The 12,254-nt window shown below is 46.6% G+C and carries 12 protein-coding genes; 3 read left to right on the plus strand and 9 right to left on the minus strand.

Annotated features, from left to right (window positions below):
* Positions 1-87 precede the first annotated feature (87 nt).
* Together QWY27_RS08140 and QWY27_RS08145 are read right to left on the minus strand one after the other, a co-directional pair.
* The gene (locus tag QWY27_RS08140; protein ID WP_290196517.1) at positions 88-2,322 is read right to left on the minus strand and encodes a xanthine dehydrogenase family protein molybdopterin-binding subunit; all 2,235 of its coding nucleotides are present in this window, start codon (positions 2,320-2,322) and stop codon (positions 88-90) included.
* Between the two features lie 35 nt (positions 2,323-2,357).
* Positions 2,358-2,819 carry a (2Fe-2S)-binding protein gene (locus QWY27_RS08145; protein ID WP_290196519.1) on the minus strand — a complete coding sequence of 154 codons (462 nt, stop codon included), beginning with the start codon at positions 2,817-2,819 and terminating at the stop codon, positions 2,358-2,360.
* Between the two features lie 268 nt (positions 2,820-3,087).
* On the opposite strand from QWY27_RS08145, the gene QWY27_RS08150 reads away from it, so the two are divergent.
* Positions 3,088-3,579, plus strand: a complete 492-nt coding sequence (locus tag QWY27_RS08150; RefSeq protein ID WP_290196521.1) for a cupin domain-containing protein — start codon at positions 3,088-3,090, stop codon at positions 3,577-3,579.
* 17 nt (positions 3,580-3,596) lie between these two features.
* Here QWY27_RS08150 and QWY27_RS08155 read toward each other — a convergent pair whose 3' ends face one another.
* Complete coding sequence (locus QWY27_RS08155; protein ID WP_290196523.1) at positions 3,597-4,076, minus strand: hypothetical protein; 480 nt, start codon at positions 4,074-4,076, stop codon at positions 3,597-3,599.
* Between the two features lie 141 nt (positions 4,077-4,217).
* Here QWY27_RS08155 and QWY27_RS08160 point away from each other — a divergent pair, with 141 nt between their 5' ends.
* A complete protein-coding gene (locus QWY27_RS08160) occupies positions 4,218-5,084 on the plus strand; it encodes a dienelactone hydrolase family protein (protein WP_290196525.1) in 867 nt (288 codons plus the stop codon).
* A gap of 1,340 nt (positions 5,085-6,424) precedes the next feature.
* On the opposite strand, the gene acdA is transcribed toward QWY27_RS08160, so the two are convergent.
* Positions 6,425-7,627: a 3-sulfinopropanoyl-CoA desulfinase gene (acdA, locus tag QWY27_RS08165; protein ID WP_290196527.1), complete on the minus strand. Its 1,203-nt coding sequence runs from the start codon at positions 7,625-7,627 to the stop codon at positions 6,425-6,427.
* Positions 7,624-8,829, minus strand: coding sequence for a CaiB/BaiF CoA transferase family protein (locus QWY27_RS08170; RefSeq protein ID WP_290196529.1), 1,206 nt, complete (start codon positions 8,827-8,829; stop codon positions 7,624-7,626). Before QWY27_RS08170 ends, acdA begins: the two co-directional genes overlap by 4 nt.
* 302 nt (positions 8,830-9,131) lie before the next feature.
* Between QWY27_RS08170 and QWY27_RS08175 the strand changes: the two genes are divergently transcribed.
* On the plus strand, positions 9,132-10,583 hold the full coding sequence (locus tag QWY27_RS08175; RefSeq protein ID WP_290196531.1) for a DUF1254 domain-containing protein: 1,452 nt from the start codon (positions 9,132-9,134) through the stop codon (positions 10,581-10,583).
* Between the two features lie 194 nt (positions 10,584-10,777).
* Here QWY27_RS08175 and QWY27_RS08180 read toward each other — a convergent pair whose 3' ends face one another.
* The 4 genes from QWY27_RS08180 to QWY27_RS08195 all read right to left on the minus strand — a co-directional run bounded on the left by QWY27_RS08180 (position 10,778) and on the right by QWY27_RS08195 (position 12,070).
* Positions 10,778-11,053, minus strand: a complete 276-nt coding sequence (locus QWY27_RS08180) for a type II toxin-antitoxin system RelE/ParE family toxin (RefSeq protein ID WP_290196533.1) — start codon at positions 11,051-11,053, stop codon at positions 10,778-10,780.
* Positions 11,050-11,322, minus strand: coding sequence for a hypothetical protein (locus QWY27_RS08185; protein WP_290196535.1), 273 nt, complete (start codon positions 11,320-11,322; stop codon positions 11,050-11,052). The genes QWY27_RS08180 and QWY27_RS08185 overlap by 4 nt, the downstream gene beginning before the upstream one ends.
* A gap of 182 nt (positions 11,323-11,504) precedes the next feature.
* On the minus strand, positions 11,505-11,834 hold the full coding sequence (locus tag QWY27_RS08190) for a type II toxin-antitoxin system RelE/ParE family toxin (RefSeq protein WP_290196537.1): 330 nt from the start codon (positions 11,832-11,834) through the stop codon (positions 11,505-11,507).
* A complete protein-coding gene (locus QWY27_RS08195) occupies positions 11,831-12,070 on the minus strand; it encodes a hypothetical protein (protein ID WP_290196539.1) in 240 nt (79 codons plus the stop codon). Before QWY27_RS08195 ends, QWY27_RS08190 begins: the two co-directional genes overlap by 4 nt.
* Positions 12,071-12,254 lie beyond the last annotated feature (184 nt).

Here is a 12,254-nt window from a genome sequence, read left to right on the forward strand (position 1 = left end):
AAGAAAAGGGGTGATGGGCATGAGTACTCGGTAAAAAAACAGCCCTTCAAATAGTTCTGAAGGGCTGTTTTTATCGCTAGAGGTCTATCACCCGACTTTCGGAGCTTGACTCATGGCGGTCTTAACGGAGGCGGGCGTGAACGGGATGGAACGTAAACGAACGCCGATCGCGTCGAACACGGCATTTGCAATCGCAGCGGGTACTGTTGTTGGCGTTTGTTCTCCCGCGCCCCAGACAGGTTGACCTGGACGATCAATCAGCACTGTCTCTACTTTAGGGATGTCCGGGAACCTCAAGATCGGATAGCTCGCCCAGTCCACGCTTGTGACGGTACTGCCATTCCACTTCACTTCCTCCATCAGCGTACGACTGACCGTTTGAATCACGCCGCCCTCTATCTGGTTGACGACACCATCCGGATTCACGATTTGACCGCAGTCATGGGCGACGCAGACACGCGTCACTTTAATCTGGCCGGTCGTGCGATTGACCTCGACCTCGGCAACGGTTGCAACGTAGGTAATAGCATTGTTATAGCGAACATATGAAATACCCCGCCCTTTCGCGATTTCACCTTGAGCGCTCGCAGGGTTTGGGCCAGGACGTGTTTGCCAGTTAGAGGCTTTAAGCACTGCCTTGATCACATCTAAGGCGCGCGGATCAGAGAGATGCTTGATCCTGAATTCAGCTGGATCTGCATTCGCGGCTGCCGCGAGTTCGTCCATAAAGGACTCGTTTGCAAAACTATTTTCGATGCGACCGGGACTGCGCAAATGCGAGGCGCGGAATATCGATTGATCGATGTGTTTAGTCGTAACCTTTATATTTGGCAGGACATAGGGAGCGGCGGAGTTTTGAAATAAAAATCCGACCCAGTTGCCCGGACGAGGATTGCCTGTGTCCGCAGAGGCGAGCAGCGGGAAGTTCAAGGGTTTGAAGGCGGCGATGTGATTGAGCGCGATGTAAAAGTCGCTCTGCCATCCCGTCAGATTACCTTGTGCATCAAAGCTCGCTTCAAAATCCATTGTTCGAGGTGGGCTCTTCGGTGCCAGCGCGGTTTCATCTTGTCGCATCCACTGCACACGCACAGGCTTTCCGATCATTTGTGCGATCAGCGCGGCATCGGCAGTGGCATCTTCATGACCATTGCGTCCATAGCAACCAGAACCATCCAAATACACCAAACGAATCGCGTCTTTAGGCAGTTTAGTGATGTTGGCGATTTCTTCTTGCATGGAATGTGTCGCTTGCGAAGCCGACCATAGCGTCATTTTTCCGTCGCGGAAGTCTGCAACCGCGCAGGACGGTCCCGAGGAGGCGTGCGTCTGAACTGCAAAGTTATATGTTGCTTTGACGCGCTTCACGCCCGAGGATAAGGCCGCGTCGACATTACCCACGTTTTGCGTGATGTCGGTCTTTGCAATGGGTAGCTGCCGCCAGTAGTTAAAAATCTGGTCTTGTGGTGGCAGCGCGCGACCTGCAGACCAAGTTACTTTGATGGCGTTGGCGGCTTTGACTGCGCTCCACTCATCCTTGCATACGACAGCGAGGAAATTGTCTTTACGGACAGTCTGGACATAACCTTTTAATTTCTTGGCTGCGGAGTCGTCAACACTAACAATGGTTGCACCCATATCCAAGGGACGGATGACGCGTGCATGTAGCATGCCAGGTAGACGAAAATCGTGCACAAAGGGGTGTTCGCCAGAAACTTTGTCGGGAATATCAACACGTTGAATCGACTTACCCACCAGGGTGTATTCAGTATGCGGTTTAACTTTTGCTTTTGGATCAACCTTGATCTGGAAGCCCTCTCCGATTAAGTCACCATAGGCAAGCGCTTGATTGGGTTTGGATGAGGCGGAGATCACGCCGTCTTTGATGCTGAGTTCGCTCAGCGGAACTTTTAATTGTTCCGCGGCACGCGTCATCAGTGCTGTGCGTGCATTGGCCGCAGCAATCCGTAACTCGCTTCCGCCTTGGGACAAGGTAATTGCCGCGCCGGTCAACCACTGATCTGGGGTTGTTGCGGTATCGCCCATGATCATATCGATCCGTTCGAAAGGGACGTAAAGCTCTTCCGCTGCGATTTGGGACAGTGCGGTTTTTGTTCCCGTGCCTAAATCGACCTTGCCGACAAAGACTGTAATTTTTCCAGAACGGTCAATGGTTAGCCAAGAGTCCAACTGGTCTTTTGCCACGCTTTTAGGTGGCCGCAAACCGTAGTCGGTTGATGCCTCGGCTATCTTCATTGAGAAGCTGACCACTAGCAGGCCAGCACCGCTTGCTTTCAGGAAATCGCGTCGTGTGAGTGCATTCATAAGTTCACCTGTGGGGATGTTTGTTGTGGTTGAGGTCAGGCCGTGGCGATGTAGCGTTTGACCGCTGCCACAATCCGTTGGTGCGTACCACAACGGCACAGGTTTCCAGCGAGCGCTTCAGTAATTTGGGCGTCTGTTGGATTTTTGTTTTTATTCAGAAAAGCACTCGCAGTCATGATCATGCCATTGATGCAATAGCCACATTGCACCGCCTGCTCGTCAATGAATGCTTGTTGTAATTTGCCTGGCTTTTGCGAGCTACCTAGGCCTTCGAGCGTTGTGACACCCTTGCCCTGCATCGCGGTCGCGGGGGTGACGCAGGATCTAACGGCCTCACCGTCAACCACCACAGTGCAGGCTCCGCACTGACCGAGTCCACAGCCAAATTTCGGACCGGTGACTTCGAGGTGATCACGCAGAGCATAAAGCAGAGGGGTATCGTCTTCGACCTCCACTCGATGAGACTTGCCGTTGACATTCAGGTTCACAATTGCCATTTTTGTCTCCAAGTTATTTTTATGTGTCGCGATCAGAACAGATCGTCAATGTGACTAAACGAATGTAACTAAATATTGCGTGTTTGCAAAGCTTAATTGAGGGGTTGTTGGTGCAGCGAGTTTTTTAATGATTATCAAAGCTGTGGATGACCAGGTATTTTTTAAACATCGTACTATTGCTGGTTGTAAGAGTTGGACATTGCAAGAGTCAAGTGAATCACCTAGCCTTCGAACTTAAAATAAACAGCTCACAAGGTAAAACAAACGCATGCATGATATTCATACCATCATCAAGACACTCAATCTAGAGCCGCATCCGGAAGGTGGGTTTTACAAAGAAACGCATCGATCAACAAAAATTGTTCAGGATTCTATATATTCGCGTGATAAGAGTGCATATACCAGCATTTATTATCTGCTTTCTGGAACTGACTTTTCCGCTTGGCATCGCATTCAATCAGATGAGACATGGTACTTTCATCTTGGCTGCGATGTTCTCATTTATTTCATTGATGAAAATAAATTATTGAGAAATGTGCAGTTGGGAGTGACAGCAAGCAATTTCCAGGTCACTATTCCCTCTGATACGTGGTTCGCGGCAAAACCAGTCAATGCCGATGCTTTCTGCTTGGTAAGCTGCGCCGTCGCACCCGGTTTCGAGTTTGATGAGTTTGAAATTGGAAGACGCGAAGATTTAATCCGAGAATTTGGGACGTCAGCGAATACGATCCAAACTATAGAGGCGCTCACTCGTTCATAGCGTCACTGCTATGTAAACTAGTCCAGCAGCTGTATCTCATGTACATATGAGCCCGATGGTTGACGCGAGGTTGAAATCTGACCTCTTGCTCCAATGAATTTTCCAGTGCCGCCAGTGATTGCACGTAATTGAGGTTGGTTGTCCTTGATTTCACCCTCGTATGTGCCGTATACGGACTTTCCGTTAGTTACTAACGAGTCGCTTCCACCGAAATCCAAAACGATTGTGCTGATACGGTCAATGAATGGATCGTTTGCGCCCGTAGGAATTGAAACAATGGTGACCGTTCCATATATCCTGCCTATTTTTCCATCTTCTGTTGTAAAGGGCGCCTCGAATGCGAGGATGTCTCCAATAGACATGCCTTTTGTGCCAATATCAATATGCTGAATTTCTGGCTTGCTTTGGTTAATGGTAAAAGTTTGTTTGGCCTCAGTGTCTGCAGTCCATATCAATGACAAGCATGCAAGAGCGGTATAAAAAGGATTTATTTTCATGACGAACCTCTCAGATGAGTTGAAGGTTGAATCATGAATTCTAGGTGACAAAATTCATTTAGAAAGTAAATTTTGAATTTTGTCGCTTTTAGTCGTTTTTTAAGTCATTATCCAACGCAAATATCAATCCGAGCTAACCAAATGAAAACAATGCATTTACTTGGATTTTTTTCACTGCTAATAACCGCTTCTGCATTTGCACAGTCGAAAATTGTCGAAGAGGTTGTTACAGTACCAGTGTCAGTGCAAAATGCCTACGGAGAAATCAATAATCACAATGTAATTGTGACCATCTTTAGAGATAGCGATCGCAATAAATCACCTTATTTAATACTCAATCATGGTCGTTCAGGCTCTGCTGAAGAAAGAGCAAAATTAGGTCGAGCTAAATACTCTGTTGCATCAAAGTTCTTTGTTGATCAAGGATTTGTTGTCATTGTGCCAACTCGCGGCGGGTATGGCGAAACAGGAGGCGTAGACACAGAATACAGCGGAGACTGTACTTTTCCAAACTACCCAAATGTATTTAATGCTGCCATTCACACATCAAAAACCGTCCTTCAAGCTTTAAGCATGAAGTCCTATATAGACTTCACAAAAGGTATTGCGGTTGGTCAATCTTTTGGAGGAGCAACAGCTGTAGGACTTGCGGCCTCAGAACTGCCAGGCTTAGTCGCAACATTTAACTTTGCAGGAGGCGGTGGCGGCAATCCAATCAAGAGACCAGCGTCTCCTTGTCGTGCCGACTTATTAGAAAAACTTTTCGCTAGCTATGGAGCTAAAAGTAAAGTGCCTGTCTATTGGATCTACAGTGTCAATGACAAGTACTGGGGTGAAAAACTACCGAAAGAATGGTTTGAAGCATTCATAAAAGCTGGTGGAAATGGAAAATTTTACAGTCTGCCGGCTTATAAAAATGACGGCCACCCGTCTTTCACTGGAAATGCAGAAGCATGGAAACCGATCTTTGAGTCAACAATCAAGTCTCTCGGCTTCTTTAACAAATAATATGTCGCGCTCAACGGCATCCTCAGGCTGCCGAATCCGTAGTTGCATTCAACTGTCGCGGGCTGCAGAGAACGCGTGATGTGCTATCTGGGTTGCGCTGTCTACGAGCGTGCCGGAGAAGATGCAAGAAAAAGAAGCCTCGCAGGTTTTAAGTGCGAGGCTTCCGTGCATGGAACTCTGCCATGTGTTCCTTGCGCTTTCGGATTGTTTTTCTATGGCGATTCCGACGAACCCATAATCCACGTCTGGACTTTGGCAATCGTCATTGGCAAGATGACTGCATCACCTAACAGATTGTTTTTTTGTGGCGAACCTGAATAACCCACATTCACGATTGGCTCACACCACCTCGTGAAAGGCTTTCGACAGATTTCAAGAGCGACTTGGAATCTGTCTGCGTTGATTTGTTTTTTATGTGCCGATCTCAACAAACGCACATCCACTTACTGCTTGCGCATCCCTGTGGCGGGTTCCCGTTTCCAGATCCTCATGAGATGCATGGAACACAATTTAAATGTAATTTAAAAATTCATGAATCAAAATATATCAGTGGGGATAAGAAAGATATAAAAAAACTTAACTGCCCCCCCACATCATTTTAGTCTGGTGAATCAATCGTTTCCCCCATTTTTATGAGCGATTCTATTTGACTGTATAGCTCCAAGATGCAGTTGATTGTGTCATGGCATTTCGATTTCATTCTTTGAGGATAATTTCTCGCTCAAAAATTGAAAGTGTAGGTCGACGATCACATACTACGCAGTGAGTGATAGATATTGAAATCGTTAGATGAATATTAGGATCAAAACTTTGATCCTAATATGGCTAAATGTCTGTGTTGCTATTGGCTACAAGATTTATACAAGACCTTGTTTGCAATGCCATTTTGATCGGTTGCTTTTATGGAATTGTTTTTTTTGTTTTGAAGCATGCATTTCAAAAGTCGAGTCGACATTTGATTTCAACTCAACCGTCGGGCACGGTTCAAACGTCTGTCCATCATTGAAAAATTTCCCTTTAAAGGTTTGTCTGTCAAGACTCGTGGCATGATAGCCATAGATTGGGCCCAGACTGATTGTTCCCTTTTCTTTTTCTTCCCCCCATTGCCTTTGCAGGCCAGATTGTCCACATTTTGATGGCATCCTGAACAGATATTGCTTCTTGAGGCTCGAATAATCCAACATCTGACTGGCGCGAGGCTGCTTCGTACATCGATCTGAATGGATTGATATTGTGTAAATAGATTCCTGTCATATCAGTGCCGGCAACAGGATGGCACTTCGGAATGTTCGCATCATCTGAGCCCCGAAAAATATCGATATATGGATAATAGATTGGTTTTATTTCCCTATGGGGTGTTTCACATAGCCGTCGCGCGTTTGTGGAAGTTTTGCACCCAGGACAGCACTTGCGACTTGTGTCCGAAGTATCTGAGCCGTACCCCCTGCAATCGTAAACATTCGGGCATCTCGCACGTGGCGTTCAGCAGCAAATTCACGTGAGTAACCACTGGATCCAAAGAGTTGCAGTGAATCATTGGTGACTTTAATGGCGGTTTCAGCGGCAATGATCTTGGCTTGGGCAGCTAATTTTAAATCTGGGAAGCTACCCACCGGTACATTGGCTGCGCGATGAAGCATCAGACGCGCGGCATCAAGAGCGATAGACATATCAGCAATCATCCACTGTAATCCTTGAAACTCAGCAATCGATCGGCCGAATTGTTTGCGCTCTTTGCTGTATTGAACAGCTTCTTCAAAGGCACCCACAGCGATACCAAGTGCCACTGTTCCTGCTCCTACGCGTTGCGCGTTGTATGCGTTCATCAGCGCAGCAAAGCCTTTACGTAAATCACCGAGTGGCTTTAACGCCATCGATTCATGCACCTCAAGGTTGATAAAGTCTACATAGGTTTCAGGAATGCCGCGCACACCCATTGCGGGTGTGCGTTTAGCGATGACGAGTTCTTTAGGCTCGTTGCCATCGCGTACAACGATAAAGCCACCAATGCCTTGTTCAATACCATCTTCAAACACGCGCGCAAAAATCAGGTGCAAGCGCGACACGCCTCCACCAGTAATCCAGTATTTTTGACCATTGATAATATATCGATCGCCTTTTTTATCGGCGCGTGTGGTCATTTCACTCGCAGCACTTCCCGCATTGGGTTCAGAGATACAGATAGCCGGTTTATCGCCAGATAATACGCACTCAGCGGCAATCTTCTTTTGTTCTTCGGTGCCATACGCCATGATGGCACCGATTGCGCCCATGTTGGCCTCAACCGTGATGCGACCCATCGTTGCACAGGCTTTGGCCATTTCTTCGATCACGAGTGTCGTTTCAAGGTAGCCAAGGCCGCGACCGCCGTATGCCTTTGGTACAGTCATTCCCATAAACCCTGCTGCATTGAGCTTGGCAATATTGTCCCAAGGGTACGCCTCCGTGGCATCAGTCTGAGCAGCTGTTGCTTTGAAAACTGTTTCAGCTAATTCACGTGCTTGGGCTTGAATTGCAAGTTGATCGTGGGTCAAAATAGTCATTTTGATTGTTTGCCAATGGATGATTGTTGTCCGAGCCAGTCACGCAAAATCTCTTGTTCGTGCTGGTTGCGAATGGGTGGCGCATGCCTGTACTGTACTGGTGTTTCAGAGAGTTTTAAGGGGTTGGCGATCAGACTCACCTCCCCAGAACCTGCAAGAGGGTGGGCCATCCGCACCTCGGCGCCACGGTGTTGAAGATGTGGGTCATTAAAAACTTGCTCGAGGTTATTAACGGGTCCACATGGAACACCTACTTTTTCGCAAGCGGCAAGCCAGTAAGCACGTGATTTCTTTTGAAGGGCCGCTGTGACGATATCTACCACTGCCTGACGATTCATCACCCGAGAGACGTTAGTCGCGTATTGAGGGTCTTCTGCAACGGCAGCAATGTCGGCAATATGACAGAGTTTTCTAAATTGGCTGTCATTGCCTGCAGCGATAATGATTGGGTCATCGGCAGTCGGAAAGACCTGATAAGGCACGATATTTGGGTGACCGTTGCCTAGTCTGACCGGATTCTCTTTGGAGTTGAGATAACTGGTGCCGGCATTGATGAGCCATGACACTTGTGTATCGAGTAGCGATACATCAATTTGTTGACCTTTTCCTGTTTGATCCCGGTGTCGCAAGGCTGCCAGGATGCCAACAGTCGCATACATGCCTGTCATGACGTCAGCAATCCCTACACCCACCTTCATAGGTTGTCCCTCCGGCTCCCCAGTCAAGCTCATGATCCCGCCCATGCCTTGAATCAGAAAGTCGTAGCCAGCGCGCGAGGCGTAAGGACCTGTCTGCCCAAATCCCGTAATTGAGCAATACACCAATCGAGGAAACCGCTCTTTAATTTGATCATAGGCAAGACCATAGCTACTCAGTCCACCTACTTTGTAATTTTCAACCAAGATATCGGCATTTTCCAGCAAGCGCATGATGAGCGTTTGGCCTTCCGTGCTTGCAATATCGATTTCGATTGATCGTTTGTTTCTGTTGGCACACAAGTAATAAGCGCTTTCAGACGTGGGCTGGCCGTCAGCATCTTTAACGAACGGAGGGCCCCATTTGCGCGTGTCATCACCTTCACCAGGCTTTTCAACTTTAACAACATCGGCGCCAAGGTCACCGAGAAGTTGTGCTGCTGAGGGACCTGCTAGTATCCGTGATAAATCTAATACACGTATGCCGCTCAGAGCGGTTGGTTGCATTGTCTACTCCATTCTTTGGTTTTTTTAATTTTCTTTTTTTTGATATTAGTACTAAAGCGTCATCGCTTGCAATTAGTAACAAATGATATCGCGGAGATCTTTAATTGCATGTCGGTTTTACGAGTCACGGTCCCGTAACTGGTCGCTGTTGAGTTGTGCGTATGGGAGGCAGGTTAAGAAATTGTAGTCAGATGGGTACTGTAGGTAGCGAGCTGGATTGGGATTCGCTCTATCACCTCTGATATGTATTCTTGGTCACAAAATTGACTATAGAATTCAAGGCATCAACAGGGAGTGAAAACATGGCTCAAACAGTAAGATTTTTAAGCATGGCCTGTGCGCTTTTGTCTGTTTTGATATCTGTGAATGCTCAAGTCAAAGGGGGGCATCAAAGAAGTCAAGAACTTGTCAAGTTGGAGCCAACAGAGATAGAGACAATTGCGGAACAGGGTTATATCTTCGGTTTGCCAATTGTGATGAATTACGTGGTGATGCATGACTACGTGCTGAATAAAAATTCAGGTCAGTTTAAAGCTCCCTTTAATGTCATCAACAACGAGCACCGAGTTTTCACCTACAAAGATACGGCAGTTGTTACGCCTAACAGTGACACCCCTTACTCCATGACTTGGCTGGATTTGCGTACTGAGCCTGTGGTCATTTCTGTACCAGCAGTTGAAAAAGAACGTTACTACTCAGTCCAACTCAATGACGGCAACACATTCAATTATGGATACATAGGTAGTCGATCGACAGGTAATGGCAAGGGAAATTACCTGATAGCGGGGCCTGATTGGCAAGGTTCGAGACCCGATGGAATAGACAAAATTTTTCGTTCGACCACATACTTTTCTTTGGCCATTTTTCGGACGCAATTGTTTAATGCATCTGATATGCCCAATGTCATTGAAGTGCAAAATGGATATAGGGTTCAGGCACTTTCCGGATTTCTGGGTATTTCTAAGCCAGCTCCCGCCCCTGATCTTAGTTGGCCATGGATGAACTCAGAAAAGCTACAGTCGCATTTTTTTGTATATCTGGATTTTCTTTTGCAGTTTGCACCAGCAACATCGGATGAAGTGGCTATTCGCTCCCAGCTTAAAAAAATGGGAGTTGGAAATAGTCAGCCCTTCTCCATCGATCAACTTTCTCCTGAACAACGCGTTGCGATGATGAAAGGTATCGCCAACGGTGAACGTAAGGTAGCAGCAAAAGCCAAGGCCTTGGGTAAAGAGATTAACGGTTGGTTTATTTCTTCAGCTTTTGGAGATCGCGAGTTTTACAAAGGGGATTGGCTTTTACGAGCAGCGGCTGCAAGAGCAGGTATATACGGAAACAATGCTGAGGAGGCCACATATCCCATGACCAGGTCATTGGCTGATGGCGCGTTATTGGACGGCTCCAAACACAACTATAGGTTGACCTTTGCGAAAGATTATTTACCACCCGTAAACGCATTCTGGTCTGTGACCATCTATGATGGTAAAACCCAGTTGCTTGTCCAAAACCCCATCAATCGCTATTTGATTAACTCCCCTATGCTTTCCGAGCTTGGCAGAAATGCCGATGGGTCAATAACAATTTACATTCAGAAAGATTCTCCAGGCAAAGAACTTGAAGCAAATTGGCTACCTGCGCCCGACGGTCCCATCTATATCGCAATGCGACTCTATTGGCCGAGGGTTGAAGATCCCTCTGTTCTGCCGCCCGGAAACGGCACCTGGAAGCCACCAGCGCTCATGATGGCAAACTGACGAAGCTAGAACGATCGACCGTTCCGTAACTGGATACTGATCAATTTGAACAGATGCTTGACACAGCAGTTTGGTTTGCTCGAGTTTAGACAAACAAAAACCCCAGCGCGAACGCAGGGGTTTCTATAAATTCAGTGGTGGCCCGGGGCGGAATCGAACCACCGACACAAGGATTTAATATCCTGTTCATCAAATTAGTAAACTTCGTCGTGATCCCCAACATTGATTGGAATAATTTCACTCTCAGTAATGATGAGTTCAAGAGTAATTCTGTATTTCAGGTTAACAGAGACGCTGTGCAGGCCGTTTAGTTTTCCCTTAAGTGCGTGAAGTCTCAGCGAAGGGTGATGCGGGTTTACGGTTAAAAGCTCAAGTGTTTTGGTGTACTGAACCAGAACTTCGGGGTGTTGTTTAATGAATTTTGCGGCTTTGCGGTTGTATTGCTCTGTAAAAATTAACTGCCAAGTCATGCTACCAACTTTGAGTTCAGCTTGTTGATGCGACGAATGTGTTGGGCAACCGTTTCTTTTACGTAGCGGCCAGCGTCGAGATCGGCTTTAGATTCAGCAAGTGCGGCTTCAAGTTCGCATTCGCGAAGATATTGATATTGTTCTCCGCTCATCACGATGTATTTAATTTGCCCGCGAACAGAAACGGCGACTTCGGGTTGTGTGGCGAGGGCTTCCTCAATTGCTTTGACCCCTTTGGTTTTGAGGTCATTTGCTGAGATTGTGCTCATGATGGATTCCTGTTTAGCATTTCCAACAGTATAGTCAATCGTACGATTAAAAGCACTATCAATCACTTAGAAATATCCAGTTACGGCCTCAGAAATGCAAAACCCCAGCGCGAACGCAGGGGTTTCTTTAGTTTCAGTGGTGGCCCGTGGCGGAATCGAGAAGGGTCTGAGGATGTTTAATCTTAGATGAGACTTTCCTGCCGTAATGGTTCAGACAAATCTCTTTTTTGATGAATTAATCGAACAATTTCGATGGATTCATCCTTGACTATGTAGACAACTAGAAAAGGGAATTTGGTTAATGGCCAAGTTTTAAATTGCTCGAGCTCCAATATTTCACTCAAACGACTTGATCCAGCTTCAGGAAAGGCCAAAATAAATCGCAGAGCTTTTTCAATCGCATCTAAAAATTTTGTGCTTGCTTGGTATGCCAGCGCATCGTTGTAAAAGTCGATTGCCTCAATGATGTCTTTATCCGCAAGTTTGTGACGACGTAATATACGTACCGTCAATCTAATTTCCCATCGCGAATTCGCGCACGCAGAGACTGAAAATACGCATCATCTACTATGCCAACTACTGGCGAATTCATTCCATCTAGTATTTTTTGACGCAAGGCAGCGAGCTCTTCTTCACGCGTCACAAAACGCATCATGAAGTCGTGAGCAGAATCCAGTCCAGCATGACTTGCACTTTCTGAAAGAGCAGATAGCTGAGCATCTGTTAAATCTAAAGTCATCTTTGGCATACCCCAATGCTAGGCGTTGAAATTGAGTTTGGCAATGACTGGACACTCTCCGAAACATTGGCTCTACATCATTAACGGGGGACAACGGTATTCATTAAACTTGTTTTTGCGAAGAAACATTTTTTAATGGAGATCATACCGATGTCCCACATCGATTCTATCCTAGGACTGCCTGGATTAGCCA

Source organism: Zwartia vadi, from assembly GCF_030410375.1.
In the GTDB taxonomy this organism is placed as follows: domain Bacteria; phylum Pseudomonadota; class Gammaproteobacteria; order Burkholderiales; family Burkholderiaceae_B; genus Zwartia; species Zwartia vadi.

Coding starts and splice junctions, on each gene's coding strand:
- QWY27_RS08195 (WP_290196539.1), bottom strand. CDS start 12,070: ATGCCAAAGATGACTTTAGATTTAACAGATGCTCAGCTATCTGCTCTT.
- QWY27_RS08170 (WP_290196529.1), bottom strand. CDS start 8,829: ATGCAACCAACCGCTCTGAGCGGCATACGTGTATTAGATTTATCACGG.
- QWY27_RS08175 (WP_290196531.1), top strand. CDS start 9,132: ATGGCTCAAACAGTAAGATTTTTAAGCATGGCCTGTGCGCTTTTGTCT.
- QWY27_RS08180 (WP_290196533.1), bottom strand. CDS start 11,053: ATGACTTGGCAGTTAATTTTTACAGAGCAATACAACCGCAAAGCCGCA.
- QWY27_RS08155 (WP_290196523.1), bottom strand. CDS start 4,076: ATGAAAATAAATCCTTTTTATACCGCTCTTGCATGCTTGTCATTGATA.
- acdA (WP_290196527.1), bottom strand. CDS start 7,627: ATGACTATTTTGACCCACGATCAACTTGCAATTCAAGCCCAAGCACGT.
- QWY27_RS08140 (WP_290196517.1), bottom strand. CDS start 2,322: ATGAATGCACTCACACGACGCGATTTCCTGAAAGCAAGCGGTGCTGGC.
- QWY27_RS08185 (WP_290196535.1), bottom strand. CDS start 11,322: ATGAGCACAATCTCAGCAAATGACCTCAAAACCAAAGGGGTCAAAGCA.
- QWY27_RS08160 (WP_290196525.1), top strand. CDS start 4,218: ATGAAAACAATGCATTTACTTGGATTTTTTTCACTGCTAATAACCGCT.
- QWY27_RS08145 (WP_290196519.1), bottom strand. CDS start 2,819: ATGGCAATTGTGAACCTGAATGTCAACGGCAAGTCTCATCGAGTGGAG.
- QWY27_RS08150 (WP_290196521.1), top strand. CDS start 3,088: ATGCATGATATTCATACCATCATCAAGACACTCAATCTAGAGCCGCAT.